The organism is Streptomyces sp. SID13031, from assembly GCF_010548305.1.
Classification (GTDB): domain Bacteria; phylum Actinomycetota; class Actinomycetes; order Propionibacteriales; family Kribbellaceae; genus Kribbella.
On record NZ_JAAGLV010000012.1, the window covers coordinates 77,105 to 92,681 of the forward strand.

Here is a 15,577-nt window from a genome sequence, read left to right on the forward strand (position 1 = left end):
CCTAGTCCTCCTCGGCGGCCGGCTTGCCCTCGCGCCATTCGCGCTCGAACGGAAGCCGCCAGGCGTGCGGTGCGATCAGCTGGTGGATGGCGTTGGGGCCCCAGGTGCCCGGCGCGTAGGTCTTGACCGGCGGCGGGTCCTCCAGCAGGAGGGTGGAGTTCTCCCAGAGCGACTCGATGCCCTCGGCGGTCGTGAACAGCGTGTGGTCGCCGCGCATCGCGTCCAGGATCAGCCGCTCGTACGCCTCCAGTACGTCGCCCGCCGTCTCGGTCTCCTGGGTCGAGAACTGCATCGACAGCTTCTCCAGCCGCATCCCGGGGCCGGGGCGCTTGCCGTAGAAGGACAGCGACACCCGCGAGGAGTCGGCCAGGTCGAAGGTCAGGTGGTCCGGGCCCTGCGACCCGACGCCGGAGCCGACCGGGAACATCGTCTTCGGCGCCTCCTTGAAGGCGATCGAGATGATCCGCATCCCCTCCGCCATCTTCTTGCCGGTGCGTAGGTAGAACGGCACTCCGGCCCAGCGCCAGTTGTCGATCCCGACCTTCATCGCGATGAACGTCTCGGTGTCGGAGTCCGGCGCGACCCCCTCCTCGCTGCGGTAGCCGCCGTACTGGCCGCGGACCACATCGCTCGGCTGGATCATCAGCATCGAGCGGAAGACCTTGTTCTTCTCCTCGGAGATGGCCCGTGGCTCCAGTGCCGTCGGCGGCTCCATCGCGACGAACGCGAGCACCTGCAGGACGTGCGTGACGACCATGTCCTTGAACGCGCCGGTCGGTTCGTAGAAGGTGGCCCGCTGGTCCAGGCCGAGCGACTCGGGGATGTCGATCTGGATGTGGTCGATGAAGTTGCGGTTCCAGATCGGTTCGAACAGCCCGTTGGCGAACCGGAAGGCGAGGATGTTCTGCGCCGCCTCCTTGCCGAGGAAGTGGTCGATCCGGAAGATCTGCGACTCGTCGAAGGTCTCGTGCACGAAGTCGTTCAGCTCGATCGCGCTCTGCAGGTCGTCACCGAACGGCTTCTCCATCACCACCCGCGACCGATCGACGAGGTCGGCGTCGCGCAACATCTGGATCACCGACCGCGCAGCCTTCGGCGGCACCGACAAGTAGTGCAGCCGGCGGGCGTCCGGCCCCAGCGCCAACTCGGCCGTCTTCACCGCGGCGGCGAGCGCGTCCGGCCCGGCGACGGTCGAGACATACTCGAGTCGCTCGGAGAACTGCGCCCACTCCTCCTCGGTGATCGTGTGCGTCCCGTAGGTGTCCACCGCAAGCCGCGCCCGGGCCCGGAACTCGTCCGACGTGAGCTCCTCCATCGCCGTACCGATGATCCGTAGGTCGGGCGCGAACCGGTTCTGTTGCAGATAGGCCAGACCAGGCAGCAGCTTGCGCTTGGCCAGGTCACCGGTCGCCCCGAACAACACGATCACGTGCGGCGCCAACGGCTCAGGATCACGCCGCGACGGCCGCGAGCCGGGCGCCGGATAGGCGATCGTCTGAGTACGCGAATCGGGCATTTCAGAGTCCTCCTACGGACGACCGGCCATACGACGATGTCAGTGTAGGCGGGCCGCCTGGAAGATCGCCTGCACGAACGCCTGTGGCTTTTCCTGCGGCAGGTTGTGACCGGCACCCTGTACTACGTGGTGCACCCGGGGGCCGGTGAAGTGGAAGGCGGACGGCTTGCCGTCGGTCCAGGGGAAGTTGCCGTCGTCCTTGCCGTCGAGCGTCACGGTGGGGACGGTGATCGGCGGCTGCTTGCGGAGCAGAGCCTCCAGGCGGTCGTACCGGGGGTCGCCCGGCTCGGTGAGGCGGCGGTGGCGGTAGACGTGGAGCACGACGGCGACGTAGTCCGGGTTGGTCATCAGCGAGGCCGCGCGGTCCAGGTCGGCTTCGGTGTAGCGCCAGGTGGGGGAGTTCTTGGTCCAGACGACCCGGGCGATCTCCTTGCGGTTCTGGGTCAGGCCGTTCTTGCCGCGCTCAGTGGTGAGGTAGTCGAAGTACCACTGGGCGGCCTCGACCGCCGGTGCCGCCGGGTTCACGGCGAGCTTGGGATCCAGGTTCTGGACCAGGTAGCTGTTCACCGAGACCAGTGCGGCGCAGCGCTCGGGCCAGAGGGCAGCAGCGACGCACAGGCCGCGACCGCCCCAGTCGTAGCCGGCGAAAACCGCGCGCGGGATCTTCAGCGCGTCCATAAAAGCGATCCAGTCCGAGCCGAGCGCTGCCTGCTGCCCGGAGCGGAACGTGTCCGCCGACAGGAAGATGGTCTGCCCGTGACCGCGCAGGAAGGGCGTCAGTACGCGGTACCCACGGCGTACCAGCTCGGGTACGACCTCGACGAAGGCGTACGGGCTGTATGGCCAGCCGTGTCCCAGCAGTACCACGGGACCGGTCGCGGGCCCGGCTTCGTAGTACGCGATCTCCAGCAGCTCGGTACGGACCTTCTTGAGCTGTCCGAGCCCGTGCACGTACGACCCACCGGAGCCGGAGGCCGACGCGGAGGTGGTGGTCATCCCGGCCAGTGACGCGGTCGCCGCTGTGGCGCCGACCGCTTTACCGAATGTTCTTCTGGTGATCATGAAAACGGTCCTCTCGGTCAGCGCAAGGAGCGGAAGGCGGCGCGGATTTCGCGGCTGAACAGCTCGGGTTCTTCCCAGGCGGCGAAGTGGCCGCCCTTGTCGACCTCGTTGAAGTAGATGAGGTCGTGGTAGGCGCGGTCGGCCCAGCTGCGCGGGGTCTGGTAGATCTCGCCCGGGAAGACGGTGATCGCCGCCGGGATCGAGATGTCGACGGCGTTGAAGTTGTTCTCGCCGTTCTCCAGGTAGAGCTGGGACGACGAGACCTCGGAGTTAGTGACCCAGTACAGCGTGATGTCGTCGAGCATCTCGTCCTTGGTCAGCGACCGCTCCGGGTCACCACCGCTGTAGGTCCACTGCGCGAACTTGTCGTACATCCACGCGGCGAGGCCGGCCGGCGAGTCGGTCAGGCCGTAGCCGAGCGTCTGCGGGCGGGTCGCCATCATCTGCGAGTAGCCCGCGTTCAGGGTGTAGAAGGTCTTCAGGGTGTCGAAGGCCTTCTTCTCCACCGGCCCCAGCCCGGCGGGTGCGGGATCGCCATCGTTGAGCGCCTTCGCCACGTCCGCCGGCACGGTCGCGGGCATGTTGACGTGGATGCCGAGCAGCCCCGGGAAGGCGCGGCGCGCCATCTTGTCCGAGACGACCGCACCCCAGTCGCCGCCCTGCGAGACGTACTTCGAGTAGCCCAGCCGCTTCATCAGCACGTCCCAGGCCAGGCCGATCCGGTCGGCGTTCCAGCCCTTCGCCTTCGGCTGCTCGGAGAAGCCGTAGCCGGGCATCGACGGGATGACCAGGTGGAACGCGTCGGCCGCGCGGCCGCCGTACGAGGTGGGATCGGTGAGGGGGCCGATCACCTTCTGCAGTTCGAGGATCGAGCCGGGCCAGCCGTGCGTGATGATGAGCGGCAGCGCGTTCGCGTGCTTGGAGCGGATGTGGGTGAAGTGGATGTCCAGACCGTCGATCCTGGTCACGAACTGCGGCTGCGCGTTGAGCTTGCGCTCGATCTTGCGCCAGTCGTAGCGCGAGCCCCAGTAGTGCACGAGCTCCTGCAGTTTGGCGAGCTGGACGCCTTGGGCCTGGTCGTTGACGGTCTCCTTGGCGGGCCAGCGGGTGGCCTTGATCCGGTGCCGCAGATCGGTGAGCACGGAGTCGGGGACGTTCACCCGGAACTTCCGGATCGCCGCGTCGCCGCCGCTGGTCGTGGCGGCTGCTTCGGAGCTGGAAAGGACGCCGGAGGACGCCGCGGTGACGGCGGCGGCAGCGGCTGACGTGGCGAGGAAGGTCCGCCGCGATGGTTCAGGCATGGTGGTCTCCTACGAGGGTTCAGCGCGTTCAGAAGCACAAACGCTTGAAACCTAGGCTGGCCCGGGCAGCCACCGCGCCCGTCAGGTGACGCTGACGGTGTACGTCAAGCGGGGGAGTTCCGCAGTACTGCGGGGAGATCCGCGCGCGACGTGATGCCGAGCTTGGGGAAGATCCGGTGCAGGTGGGTGCTGACCGTCCGGTGCGACAGGTAGAGGCGCTGGCCGATCTCGCGGTTGGTCAGGCCCTCGGCGGCGAGCTGGGCGATGCTCAGCTCGTGCGGAGTGAGCTGCTCGCGGGCATCCGGCGTACGGCGGGGGCTGGTCTCGCCGGCCGCCCGCAGCTCACTGCGGGCGCGTTCGCTCCACGGGATCAGGCCGAGCGCGTCGAATGTCTCGCGTGCTGCTCGCAGGTGCACGCGCGACTCCGCCGCTTGCCGGTGCCGTCGCAGCCACTCGCCGTAGGCGAGCTGCAGCCGCCCGCGCTCCAGCGGCCAGCCGGTCAGGTCGGCGGCCAGCGCGGTCTGGAAGAGCTTCTCCGCCTCGTCGTCGTTCGCGAGCACCGCGCGGACGTAGCGCAGCCCGATGTGCAGTGAGGGCGACGCGGACTGTTGTGCGTCCTTCTCCAGCCTCTTCACGATCTTGCGGACCGCGTCCTCCTGCCCGCAGCGGATCGCCGCCTCGGCGAGCTCGGCGATCACGTAGCAGCGCAGCGCGAGCTGGTACGACGGCTCGGCGGGATCGAAGATGCGGTGCAGATCGGCGAAAGCGTCGGCATGCCGGCCTTCGCCGAGGGCGACCAGGCCGCGGGCCAGCTGGACGGTGGCGAGCACGGGCCGGGCGCCTGCCGCAAGGCCGACCTGCTCGGCTTCGGCGATGAGCTCCGCGGCTTCGGCGTACTGGCCACGGAGGGCCGCCACCTCGGCCTGGGCAGAGACGGCGAAGCCGTACATGAAGGTCTGGTTGGTTTCCTTGGCGAGCCGGGCGGCCTCCTCGGCCGCGGGCATCGCGATGTCGAGGTTGCCCAGGCGCACCGCGCTGCAGGCGTGCACCGCGAGCGCGCGGGCGAGCAGGCCGAGCCGGCCCTGCTCGCGCAGCCCGGCCGCGGCGGACGACGAGAACCGCGCCGACAGTTCGAAGGCGCCGATCTGCAGTGCCGCGCTGCCGAGGAACCGCTCGACCATCGGATTGCCACCGGTCTGCCCGGCCAGGTCCATCAGGCCGGCCGCGACCACCTTGCCGCGCTCGATCGGCGCGACATAGGCGAGGATCGCGATCAGCCGCGGATCGCCGTCGTCCAGCGGCAGGCTGTCCGCGACGTCGAGCAGGTGCTGGCGCCCCTCGGCACCGGGCTCGGACCAGAAGCAGCGCATCCCCGCGCCCCACAGGATCCGCATCGCCAGGTCGAGATCGCCGTCCTCGTAGACCGATCGCGCGAGCTTGGCCAGCTCGGTCGGCCCCGCGGTGTCGTCGACCAGCCCGTCGTCGAAACTGCTGCGGACCCAGGTCGCGCGCGCCTGATCCTGCTGGGAGAGGTCACCTTGGGAGGCTTCGATCAGCAGCCGCTTGACGACGTCGGGCCGGCCGGCCTCGACGCCGAGATCCGCCGCCCGCAGCAGCCGGTCGGCGCGCAGGTCAGCGGTCTCGCTGAGCCTGGCGGCCTCCTCCAGCGACGCGATGGCCGCTTCGACACCACCCCTGTACTGTGCTCGCTCGGCCGCCTTGACCAGGGCGCTCGCGATGTTCTCGTCAGGCGTCGGAGTCGCTGCGGCGAGGTGCCAGACCTGTCGCTCGGGCTCCTGGTGCAAGGCGTCGGCCAATGCGCGGTGGGCTGCCTGGCGCTCGGTGGCCGTCGAGGTCTGGACGATCGCGGATCGCATCAACGGATGCCGGAAGGTCAGCCTGCCGGCCTCCAGCTCGATCAGGCGGGCTTCCGTGGCCGGAGTGAGCGCGTCCGCGTCGACCGGCACGCCGAGCGCGGCCGCCGCGGCGTCGAGAGTTTCGGCGAGCGAGCCACGGTCGTTGAGGGAGGCAACCAACAGGCACATCCGGGTCGCCGCCGGCAGGGCCGAGGTCCTTGCCCCGAAGGCCTGTTCGAGCCGGGTGTTCAACGGCACGGTTGCCTTCAGCAATGAATCTGCCGAGAGCGTGCCGGGGAGCTCGGTCAGCGCGAGCGGGTTACCGGCCGACTCGCTCAGCAGCCGCTCCCGGACCGACTGCTCCAGTTTCGGGGCGACCTCGTCGAGCAAGGTGGCCGACACCTCGTCGGTGAGCGGCTCGACCTGCAGGGATGGCAGGGCAGCAGCGTCCAGTTGGGAGGGAACGCCGTCGCGCACGGTGGCGAGCAGCACGATCGGCTCGGACTCCAGCCGGCGGGCCACGAAGGCGAGCACGTCGGCGCTCGCCTGGTCGAGCCAGTGCGCATCCTCGGCCAGCAGCAGCAGCGGCGTACCGGTGTCGGACAGGAGGTTGAGCGTTGCGAGGGCGACCACGTAGAGATCCGGGATATCGCCGTCGGCGAGGCACAGTGCGACTCGGAGCGCGTCGCGTTGCCGGCCGGGGAGCGCGTCGATGTCCTTGCGAAGTGGGTGCAGGAGCTGATGCAACCCGGCGTACGGGAAGTTCTGTTCGGACTCGGCGCCGGTGACCGAAAGAACTTTCAGCCCGGCTGCCCTGGCCTGCGCGGCCGCCTCGCTGAGCAGAGCGGACTTCCCGATCCCTGCCTGGCCACGGATCAGGAGCGCTCCGCCGACCTCGGTGACTCCGGCAACGAGCGTGGCCAAGCGCTGCTGTTCTGGTCCCCGTCCGAGGAGCGTCGTTGTCCGCACCCTGCCGAGTGTGGCATGCCAAAACAATGCCGCGCGACGTTACGTAAGGCCTTCATAAGTTGCCAACAAGATGCCCAGCCCCCGGTCGTCCCCGAGCGGACCTTCCTCCAGCATCTGGTTCATCACGTAGGCCACCGTGAGCTGCTTTTCCAGGTCGACCAGCACCAGCGAGCCGCCCCAGCCACCCCAGCTACAGGTCCGCGCCTGCATCAGGCCGTAGCCCATCCCGTACCGAATCGTCCGGCCCAGCACCGCGTCCTCACCGAAGAACTGCTGCTCCAGCACGCGCTCGCACCCGGCCTCCGACAGCAGCCGCACTCCACGAGCCTCTCCACCACAGGCCAGCACCGACTGCACGGCAGCCACCGACCGAGCGTTCCCGAACCCGCCGGCCGACGGAATGTCCGCCCGCCGCCATGCCTCGGTATTGGCGAGCTCGGCCGGAATCTCAGGGTTCCCGGCACCCAGCGCCGCCAACTTCGCCGCTCTGGTCGTGGCCGGGATCACCGGCGCGACCCGATGATCGTGCTCAGGCGCCAACTCCAGATGGAAGTCAGCCTCCAGCGGCCCCGCAACCTCCTCGGCGAAGAAGGCACCCAGGCTGCGCCCGGTGGTCCGCCGAACGACCTCACCGATCAGATACCCCTGCGTGATCGAGTGATAGGCCCCCACCACACCAGGCTCCGAACCCAACTCCTGCTCAGCCAGCAACCTCGTCATCAACGGCCAGTCGAAAAGCTGCTCGGCTCGCAGTTTCTCCTGCCAGGTCGGCAACCCGGCCGTATGCCCGAGCACATGCCGGACCAACACCTTGTCCTTGCCCAAGGCCCCGAACTCCGGCCAGTACTCCACCACCGGCGCATCCAGATCGACCACCCCGCGATCAGCCAGGATCAGCGCACACAGAGCGGCCATCGTCTTCGTCGTGGAGAAGACGCAGGTGATCGTGTCGCTTTCCCAGGACCTGGTGCGCGCCGCATCGGAGTACCCACCCCAGAGATCGACCACCGGCTCGTCACCCAGATAGACGGCGACAGAAGCCCCGACGTCCTTGTCGTCCAAAGACGCCGCCAGCACGTCCCGCACGGCCTCGAACCGCGCGTCGCAGATCCCCTGAACCTCAGCCATCAGGTCATCAAACCCGGCTTCCGCGCCCGCACCAACCGATTTGTCAGGAAGGCACCAGGATTTCATCACTGTGACAGCAGGTGCTGCTACAACCAGTGAATGCGCAAACTGGGGATCGTCTTCGCGGCGGCGCTGACCGCCCTGCTCATACCTCTTCAAGCCCAGGCCGTCACCGGCTGGCGAATCGTCGGATCCGACAACGCCCGGCCACTCGACGAAGGCCAGGGACTGGCCACCGTGACCCGTGGTGGCGCCACGACGTACCGCTACACCGGTGCCACGACCATTCCACTCGATCTGCTGCTCGGTGGCTGGAACCACGTCGGCGATCCGGGTGCCGCCGGCGGTTGGTACGTGGAGCCCTACCAGCGTGACGACCGTGGCGCGAAGCTGTACCGGGTGCAGTCGCCGGCCGGTAAGTGGGCCAACTACAAGCACGCGCTGGAGTCCTGGGAGGCCAGCAACAACAGCTTCGCCGCGGTGTCGCCGGATCTGCGCTGGATGGTGACCGGCGAGTGGGGAACGATGGACCGGCTGCTGGTGCTGCCGATGCCCGGGGTCGCCGCCACCAACCCGGCGCAGAACCTGCCGTATGCCTCGGCGATCCGGCTGAACCATCAGGTCCGGGACATCCAGGGCTGCGACTTCGTCACCGCGACCCAACTGCTCTGCTCTTCAGACGACCCCGACGGAACACTCTTCGGTACTACGAAGCCGCTGCTGCAGGTCGATCTGTCCGGCCCGGTCGGAAGTGCCGACGTCACCGGAACAGTCACGTCACTCGGCCAACTCCCGTTGCAGAGCGGCTGTACCGGCGCATTCGAGGTCGAAGGCATCGACTACCACGAGCCCGACGGCACCCTCCGCGTCATCGTCCTGTCCCCAGGCCTCTGCCTAGCAATAGACAGCAAGACCTACCGCTTCCAGCGCTGACAGCAGCACCGGCAACCGCTGGGGGGCCGGGGGGCGAAGCCCCTCCGGGTGGGGTGTGGGGGCTTCGCCCCCACAAAACGGCGGGCGATCCAAACTCGCGCTTTCCGCGAGTATGAATCGCCCAGATCGTCCGCGCCCCCGGCAGGATTCGAACCTGCGCACCCGCCTCCGGAGGGCGGTGCTCTATCCCCTGAGCTACGGGGGCTCAGGAACGAGCAGAACCCTAGCAGGAAATTCGGGTGGGGTTTGCACCGGGGAGACCCTGACGGGCCCCTGGGTCTTCCGCGTGGCGGGATCCCAGCGTGCGGACGAGTCGTCATAGTGGTCGTAAGCCCAACCACCGAAAGGAAAAGTGAACTCATGGCCAGCTCTTTGGTCCGACCGTCCGGCAACCGATGGATCGGTGGTGTGTGCGCCGGTCTCGCGCGCCGGTTCGGGATGTCCGCGAACACGATGCGGCTGCTCTTCGTGATCAGCTGCGTGCTGCCCGGTCCGCAGTTCCTGATCTACATCGTGCTCTGGGTGCTGATGCCGTCCGAGGACTGACGTGAAACCCTGCTCCCCATGAGAGCGGGTCTGCTGGTGGTCGCCGTGGCGCTGAGCCTGGTCCCCGTGGTGAGCGGCTGCCAGGTCGGCCCCGCGCAACCGGGGCCGGCGGAGCTGAGAACCAGTGCGCCGCCGTGGACCGCGCCGCGGGACGCGGTCTCGTACGTCGACAAGGCCGGGTTCGAGCGGTTGCCGCTCGACTTCAGCGGCCCGGCGCCGTACACGCTGAAGCTGTCCGTCTCGATCGACGGGAAGCCGGTGCAGATCCCAGCGGATATCGGCGTCGACCGGATCCGCGCCGAGCAGGCGGCGGTGCACACGCACGGTACCGACGGGGTGCTCTGGGTCGAGGCGAAGACGAAGGCCGAGCGGCCGACGCTGAACCAGTTCTTCACCCTCTGGGGAGTCCGGTACGACGACCGCTGCCTGGCGGACGCCTGTGGCTCGCTGACCGTCGTCGTCAACGGCGAGCCGGCCTCCTGGGACACCAAACTGCCGCGCGAGAGCGTGATCCAGGTGGAAGCCAAGCACTGACGGCGGGCTGGTTCGATGGCAGGAAGGTGGCAAGCCACCCGCGAGAGCCCTCAAGGCGCGGTTGACTGCTGTGATGAACAGCAAGCTCGCACTCGTGGCAACCGCGATCGCAGCGCTCACCTTGACCGGCTGCGGCGGCGGCCAGGACGACAAGGGCACTTCGAACCCCGCCCCGACCTCGAACCCCACGTCTCAGAGCCCCCCAGCCACGCCAACCGCAGCCCCCGGCGACACCCCAACCCCAGGTACGACGCCGTCAAGCCCGCCCGTCGCCCCGCCGACCACCGCGCCGCCGAAGCCGACCAAACCGGCTCCCACCGCGGCCGACGGCACCAACTACAAGTCGTGCACCGACGGCCGCTGTGAGGTCTCGGTCCGCACCGGCACCCGGATCCCGGCCAAACAGAGCCTGCTGGGCTTCAAGACCCTCACCATCACCAGAGTCAGCGCCGGCACCGTCGACTTCGCCGCCAAAAGCGGCTGCTGCAGCCTCAGCGGCGGCGGCCAGAGCCCCGGCAGCGTCTTCCACATGAACAACCTCAAGATCGTCACCATCGCCGTCGCCGGCAAAACCGCCATCCTCCGCCTCAGCCCCGCCTGATAGCACTGCCGCTAGTGCTATCATTGATGGCAACATTCGTGGAGGAGGAATTCATGGCTGCGATCACCGTCCGTAACTTAGACGACCACACGAAGCACAGGCTGCGGGTCCGGGCCGCGCGCAACGGCCGCTCGATGGAGGCGGAGGCGCGGTTGATTCTGCTCGACGCGGTGAGCGACGAGGAGGAGCCGAAGAACTTCTTCCTGATGCTGCACGAGCAGTTCGCGGCGATCGGTGGAGTGGAGCTCGACCTGCCGGAGCGGACCGGCACGCATCGGGTGATCGAGTTCGAGTGATGATCGTTCTCGACACCAACCTCGTCTCGGAGCTGATGAAGGCCGCACCGGACGAAACCGTCTGGTCCTGGTTCCAGCAGCAGCTGCGGCAGGACCTCCATACGACGGCGATCACCGTGGCCGAGGTCCACACCGGGCTCCAGCGACTGCCTTACGGCCGGCGCCGGGAGGAGATCCGGGCGACGGTCGACACGGTGTTCGGAGCCGTGACCGACGAAGTGTTGTCGTTCACGGCAGAAGCAGCGATGGCCTATTCAGTTGTGGTGGACCGCCGGATGCGGGCAGGTCTGCCGATTGAGCCGCTCGACGCTCAGATCGCGGCGATCTGTCTGGTCGAGCAGGCGACGCTGGCGACCCGGAACACGAAGGATTTCGTCGAGACCGGCGTGCAGCTCGTCAATCCCTGGGAGTGAGTCCGTACCGGGCTGTGGATACTGAGTCAAGGGTTTGGGCCGGGGGCCATTAGGCTGGGCCGGTGACTCCGGAACAGCTCGCTGAGAAGATTTTGTTGGCTTTGACCGCGCTCGTGGACGACGAGACGATCACGGTCGAGGGTGGCCTGCCTGGCGAGCTCAAGGTGGAGCGACCCAAGAACCCCGAGCACGGGGACTACGCGACCAATATCGCGATGCAGCTGGGCAAGCGCTCCAGCCTGGGCAATCCGCGCAAGCTGGCCGAGCTGCTGGCGGCCAGACTGCAGGACGACGACGCCATCACGGCGGTCGAGATCGCCGGGCCGGGGTTCATCAACATCCGGGTCGCGGCCGATGCCCAGGGCAGGATCGCCGCCCAGATCCTGGAGGCCGGCGCGGCGTACGGGGCGAGCGACTCGCTCCAGGGCCAGCCGATCAACCTGGAGTTCATCTCCGCCAACCCGACCGGCCCGCTGCACCTGGGGCACACCCGCTGGGCCGCCGTCGGCGACGCGCTGGCCCGGGTGCTGATCGCGGCCGGCGCCAAGGTGACGCGCGAGTTCTACGTCAACGACCGTGGCGCCCAGATGGACAAGTTCGGCGCCTCGCTGATGGCCTCCGCGAACGGCGTACCGGTGCCCGAGGACGGGTATCACGGGGAGTACATCAACGACCTCGCCGCGCGGATCGTCGCCGAGGAGCCGGGGATCAAGGAGCTGCCCGAGGCCGAGCAGTCGGTCGCGTTCCGCGAGGCCGGTTACGTCCGGCAACTCAAGGAGCAGCAGGACCAGCTCGCGCACTTCCGGACCGAGTTCGACGTCTGGATGTCGGAGCGCAGCCTGCACGGGCAGAACGGCGTCGGCCACGCGATCGACAAGCTCCGCGAGCAGGGCCACCTGTATGAGGCCGACGACGCGCTCTGGATGCGCACCACCGACTTCACCGACGACAAGGACCGGGTGCTGATCCGGACCAACGGCGAGCCGACCTACTTCGCCTCCGACGCCGCGTACTACGTGAACAAGCGCGACCGTGGCTTCGAGGTCTGTATCTACCTGCTCGGCGCCGACCACCACGGCTACGTGAACCGGCTGAAGGCGATCGCGGCCTGCGCCGGCGACGACCCCGAGCACAACATCGAGATCCTGATCGGCCAGCTCGTCAAGATCCTCAAGAACGGTGAGGAGATGAAGCTGTCCAAGCGCGCGGGCACGATCGTCACCCTCGCCGAGCTGGTCGAGGAGAGCGGCGTCGACCCGCTGCGGTACACGCTGTGCCGCTACCCGGTCGACTCGCCGCTGACGCTGGACATCGAGGAGATGACCCGCCAGGTCAGCGAGAACCCGGTGTACTACGTGCAGTACGCGCACGCCCGGCTGGCCTCGATCCTGCGCAACGCCGACGAGCTCGGGATCAAGCTGGACGAGTTCGAGCCCGGTCTGCTCAGCCACGAGAAGGAGGGCGACCTGCTCCGCGCGCTCGCCGACTTCCCGCGCGTGGTCGCCACCTCGGCCGAGCTGCGCGAGCCGCACCGGGTCGCCCGCTACCTCGAGGACACCGCTTCGGCGTTCCACAAGTTCTACGACGTCTGCCGGGTGCTCCCGCGCGGCGACGAGGAGCTGGAGCCGGTGCACAAGGCCCGCCTGACCCTGGTCGGCGCGACCAAGACCGTGCTCGCCAACGGGCTCGACCTGCTCGGCGTCTCCGCCCCGGAGCGGATGTGAGGGCGCACGAGGCGGGCACGCTGCACGCCGACCTCGGCCACAACTCACCGCCGTGGCTGCGCGCGCCGGGTGACCCCAACGACCTGGTCACTTCGCTGTGGTCGACCACGGCGAAGAAGAACGGCGACGGCGCCCTCGAGGTCGGCGGGGTCGACCTGCGCGAGCTCGTCGCCGAGCACGGCAGCCCGGCGTACGTGCTGGACGAGGACGACTTCCGGGCCCGGGCGCGCGCGTTCAAACTCGGCTTCAAGGACTTCGACGTCTACTACGCGGGCAAGGCCTTCCTCTGTACGACGGTCGTCCGCTGGGTGATGGAGGAGGGGCTCAACCTGGACATCTGTTCGGGTGGCGAGCTCGCTGTCGCACTCCGGGCCGGCGCCGATCCGAAGCGGCTCGGGTTCCATGGCAACAACAAGTCCGAGCAGGAGCTGGCCCGCGCGCTGGACGCCGGGGTCGGCCGGATCATCGTCGACTCCGAGTACGAGATCTCCCGGCTGATCGAGCTGGCCAAGGAGCGCGGCGTCGTCGCGCCGGTGATGGTCCGGGTCACCGCGGGCGTCGAGGCGCACACCCACGCCTACATCGCGACCGCGCACGAGGACCAGAAGTTCGGCTTCTCGATCACCTCGGGAGCGGCGTACGAGGCCGTTGCCCGGATCAACGAAGCGGCCGAGCTGGAGCTGCTCGGCCTGCACTCGCACATCGGCTCGCAGATCTTCGACTCGTCCGGCTTCGAGGTCGCGGCCAAGCGGGTGATCGCCTTGCACGCAAGGGTTTCCGACGAGCTCGGCGTCGATATGCCGGAGCTCGACCTGGGCGGCGGTTTCGGCATCGCCTACACCACCCAGGACGACCCGTCCGACCCCGCGCAACTGGCCACCGAGATGGGCAAGATCGTCGAGCACGAGTGCCGCGGGCACGGCATCGACGTCCCCCGGGTCTCGATCGAGCCCGGCCGGGCGATCGTCGGCCCGGCGATGTGCACGATCTACTCGGTCGGCACCGTCAAGGAGGTGTCGCTCGACGCGGACGCCTACCGCACCTACGTCTCGGTCGACGGCGGGATGAGCGACAACATCCGCACCGCGCTGTACGACGCCGACTACTCCTGCACCCTCGCCAACCGGTACTCCGACGCCGGCCCGACGCTGGCCCGGGTGGTCGGCAAACACTGCGAGTCGGGCGACATCGTGGTGAAGGACGAGTTCCTGCCGGCCGACGTCACGCCGGGCGACCTGGTCGCCGTACCGGGTACCGGCGCGTACTGCCGGTCGATGGCGAGCAACTACAACCACGTACCGCGGCCACCGGTGATCGCGGTCAAGGACGGGCAGACGCGGGTCGTGCTCCGTCGCGAGACCGAGGACGACATGCTTGCACTGGACATGGGGGCCGAGTGAAACCGTCAGGCAAACCCTTGAAGGTGGCGCTGCTGGGTTGCGGCGTCGTCGGGACCGAGGTGGTCCGCATCCTCACCGAGCGGGCCGACGACCTCGCCGCCCGCGTCGGGGCTCCGCTGGAGATCGCCGGCATCGCCGTCCGCCGGGCCGGCCGGGCGCGCGACATCGCGGTCGACCCCGCCCTCGTCACGACCGACGCCCAGGCGCTCGTCTCCCGCGGCGACCTGGACCTGGTGATCGAGGTGATCGGCGGGATCGAGCCGGCCCGCAGCCTGATCCTGACCGCGCTCGAGCACGGCGCCTCGGTCATCACGGCCAACAAGGCGCTGCTCGCCGAAGACGGCCCGACGCTGTTCGCCGCCGCCGAGAAGTACGAGCGCGACCTGTACTTCGAGGCGGCCGTGGCCGGGGCGATCCCGATCCTGCGGCCGCTGCGCGAGTCGCTGGCCGGTGACGACGTGACCCGGGTGATGGGCATCGTCAACGGCACCACGAACTACATCCTCGACAAGATGGACTCCACCGGCGCCGGTTTCGACGAGGCGCTCGAGGAGGCCCAGGCTCTCGGGTACGCCGAGGCCGACCCGACCGCCGACATCGAGGGTTTCGACGCTGCGGCCAAGGCTGCACTGCTGGCCAGTTTGGCCTTCCACACCAGGGTTTCCATCACCGACGTGCACCGCGAGGGCATCACCGAGGTGTCCGCGACGGACATCGCCTCGGCCCGCGAGATGGGCTGCGTGGTGAAGTTCCTGGCGATCTGTGAGCTGGACGAGGTGAACGACTCGGTCAGCGCCCGGGTCTATCCGGCGATGATCCCGCTGAGCCACCCGCTGGCCTCGGTCCGGGACGCGTACAACGCCGTCTTCGTGGAATCCAAAGCGGCCGGCCAGCTGATGTTCTATGGTCGTGGTGCCGGCGGTGCCCCGACGGCCAGCGCTGTCCTCGGGGATCTGGTAACCGCTGCGCGCAACCGGCTCAAGGGCGTGCCGGGGGTCGGCGAGTCGTCGTACACCCAGCGGGCCGCTCGTCCGATGGGTGCCACCCGGACTCGCTATCACGTGTCGCTGGACGTGGCCGACAAGGCCGGCGTGCTGGCGGCGGTGGCCCTGGCCTTCTCCGATCACGGCGTGTCGATCCAGACCGTCCGGCAGGAAGGCCGCGGCGGTGAGGCGCAACTGGTCGTCGTCACCCACACCGCCACCGACGCCGCACTCTCCGCGACCGTGGAAGCCCTGCGCGAGATGGACATCGTGCGTGAAGTCAGCAGTGTGATGCGGGTAGAAGGAGATTGAGCC

At 68.5% G+C, this 15,577-nt stretch carries 14 protein-coding genes and 1 tRNA gene; 9 read left to right on the top strand and 6 right to left on the bottom strand.

The features are described 5' to 3' along the window. Position 1: 1 nt before the first annotated feature. The 5 genes from zwf to G3I17_RS23725 form a co-directional block, all read right to left on the bottom strand. Complete coding sequence (gene zwf, locus G3I17_RS23705) at positions 2-1,516, bottom strand: glucose-6-phosphate dehydrogenase (protein ID WP_164599769.1); 1,515 nt, start codon at positions 1,514-1,516, stop codon at positions 2-4. 39 nt (positions 1,517-1,555) lie between these two features. Beyond that, on the bottom strand, positions 1,556-2,578 hold the full coding sequence (locus tag G3I17_RS23710; RefSeq protein WP_164599770.1) for an alpha/beta hydrolase: 1,023 nt from the start codon (positions 2,576-2,578) through the stop codon (positions 1,556-1,558). A gap of 17 nt (positions 2,579-2,595) precedes the next feature. After that, on the bottom strand, positions 2,596-3,879 hold the full coding sequence (locus tag G3I17_RS23715; protein WP_164599771.1) for an epoxide hydrolase family protein: 1,284 nt from the start codon (positions 3,877-3,879) through the stop codon (positions 2,596-2,598). A gap of 104 nt (positions 3,880-3,983) precedes the next feature. Beyond that, positions 3,984-6,704: a LuxR family transcriptional regulator gene (locus G3I17_RS23720; protein WP_164599772.1), complete on the bottom strand. Its 2,721-nt coding sequence runs from the start codon at positions 6,702-6,704 to the stop codon at positions 3,984-3,986. 39 nt (positions 6,705-6,743) lie between these two features. Next, positions 6,744-7,832: a serine hydrolase domain-containing protein gene (locus G3I17_RS23725; RefSeq protein WP_164599773.1), complete on the bottom strand. Its 1,089-nt coding sequence runs from the start codon at positions 7,830-7,832 to the stop codon at positions 6,744-6,746. 99 nt (positions 7,833-7,931) lie between these two features. Between G3I17_RS23725 and G3I17_RS23730 the strand changes: the two genes are divergently transcribed. Next, positions 7,932-8,765, top strand: coding sequence for a hypothetical protein (locus G3I17_RS23730; RefSeq protein ID WP_164599774.1), 834 nt, complete (start codon positions 7,932-7,934; stop codon positions 8,763-8,765). A 133-nt stretch (positions 8,766-8,898) separates the two neighbouring features. Here the strand turns inward: G3I17_RS23730 and G3I17_RS23735 are convergent. Continuing rightward, positions 8,899-8,970 (bottom strand) — tRNA-Arg (locus tag G3I17_RS23735). A gap of 155 nt (positions 8,971-9,125) precedes the next feature. On the opposite strand from G3I17_RS23735, the gene G3I17_RS23740 reads away from it, so the two are divergent. From G3I17_RS23740 to G3I17_RS23775, 8 genes are all read left to right on the top strand, one after another. Continuing rightward, positions 9,126-9,311 (top strand): PspC domain-containing protein, encoded by a 186-nt coding sequence (locus tag G3I17_RS23740; protein WP_164599775.1) that lies wholly within the window; start codon positions 9,126-9,128, stop codon positions 9,309-9,311. A gap of 18 nt (positions 9,312-9,329) precedes the next feature. After that, positions 9,330-9,845 (top strand): hypothetical protein, encoded by a 516-nt coding sequence (locus tag G3I17_RS23745; protein WP_164599776.1) that lies wholly within the window; start codon positions 9,330-9,332, stop codon positions 9,843-9,845. 73 nt (positions 9,846-9,918) lie between these two features. Beyond that, positions 9,919-10,446 (top strand): hypothetical protein, encoded by a 528-nt coding sequence (locus tag G3I17_RS23750; protein WP_164599777.1) that lies wholly within the window; start codon positions 9,919-9,921, stop codon positions 10,444-10,446. Between the two features lie 53 nt (positions 10,447-10,499). After that, positions 10,500-10,742, top strand: a complete 243-nt coding sequence (locus tag G3I17_RS23755; protein ID WP_164599778.1) for a TraY domain-containing protein — start codon at positions 10,500-10,502, stop codon at positions 10,740-10,742. Further along, positions 10,742-11,155 carry a type II toxin-antitoxin system VapC family toxin gene (locus G3I17_RS23760; RefSeq protein ID WP_164599779.1) on the top strand — a complete coding sequence of 138 codons (414 nt, stop codon included), beginning with the start codon at positions 10,742-10,744 and terminating at the stop codon, positions 11,153-11,155. The genes G3I17_RS23755 and G3I17_RS23760 overlap by 1 nt, the downstream gene beginning before the upstream one ends. 62 nt (positions 11,156-11,217) lie before the next feature. Next, a complete protein-coding gene (gene argS / locus G3I17_RS23765) occupies positions 11,218-12,879 on the top strand; it encodes an arginine--tRNA ligase (protein WP_164599780.1) in 1,662 nt (553 codons plus the stop codon). Beyond that, entirely contained in the window at positions 12,876-14,279 is a 1,404-nt protein-coding gene (gene lysA / locus G3I17_RS23770) for a diaminopimelate decarboxylase (protein WP_164599781.1), read from the top strand. Before argS ends, lysA begins: the two co-directional genes overlap by 4 nt. Further along, positions 14,276-15,574 (top strand): homoserine dehydrogenase, encoded by a 1,299-nt coding sequence (locus G3I17_RS23775; RefSeq protein ID WP_164599782.1) that lies wholly within the window; start codon positions 14,276-14,278, stop codon positions 15,572-15,574. Before lysA ends, G3I17_RS23775 begins: the two co-directional genes overlap by 4 nt. The last annotated feature ends 3 nt before the right edge of the window (positions 15,575-15,577 follow it).

What these genes read in the sequence shown, in the direction of transcription:
- zwf (WP_164599769.1), bottom strand. Translation starts at nt 1,516, where the DNA reads ATGCCCGATTCGCGTACTCAGACGATCGCCTATCCGGCGCCCGGCTCG.
- G3I17_RS23710 (WP_164599770.1), bottom strand. Translation starts at nt 2,578, where the DNA reads ATGATCACCAGAAGAACATTCGGTAAAGCGGTCGGCGCCACAGCGGCG.
- G3I17_RS23715 (WP_164599771.1), bottom strand. Translation starts at nt 3,879, where the DNA reads ATGCCTGAACCATCGCGGCGGACCTTCCTCGCCACGTCAGCCGCTGCC.
- G3I17_RS23725 (WP_164599773.1), bottom strand. Translation starts at nt 7,832, where the DNA reads ATGGCTGAGGTTCAGGGGATCTGCGACGCGCGGTTCGAGGCCGTGCGG.
- G3I17_RS23730 (WP_164599774.1), top strand. Translation starts at nt 7,932, where the DNA reads ATGCGCAAACTGGGGATCGTCTTCGCGGCGGCGCTGACCGCCCTGCTC.
- G3I17_RS23740 (WP_164599775.1), top strand. Translation starts at nt 9,126, where the DNA reads ATGGCCAGCTCTTTGGTCCGACCGTCCGGCAACCGATGGATCGGTGGT.
- G3I17_RS23745 (WP_164599776.1), top strand. Translation starts at nt 9,330, where the DNA reads ATGAGAGCGGGTCTGCTGGTGGTCGCCGTGGCGCTGAGCCTGGTCCCC.
- G3I17_RS23750 (WP_164599777.1), top strand. Translation starts at nt 9,919, where the DNA reads ATGAACAGCAAGCTCGCACTCGTGGCAACCGCGATCGCAGCGCTCACC.
- G3I17_RS23755 (WP_164599778.1), top strand. Translation starts at nt 10,500, where the DNA reads ATGGCTGCGATCACCGTCCGTAACTTAGACGACCACACGAAGCACAGG.
- G3I17_RS23760 (WP_164599779.1), top strand. Translation starts at nt 10,742, where the DNA reads ATGATCGTTCTCGACACCAACCTCGTCTCGGAGCTGATGAAGGCCGCA.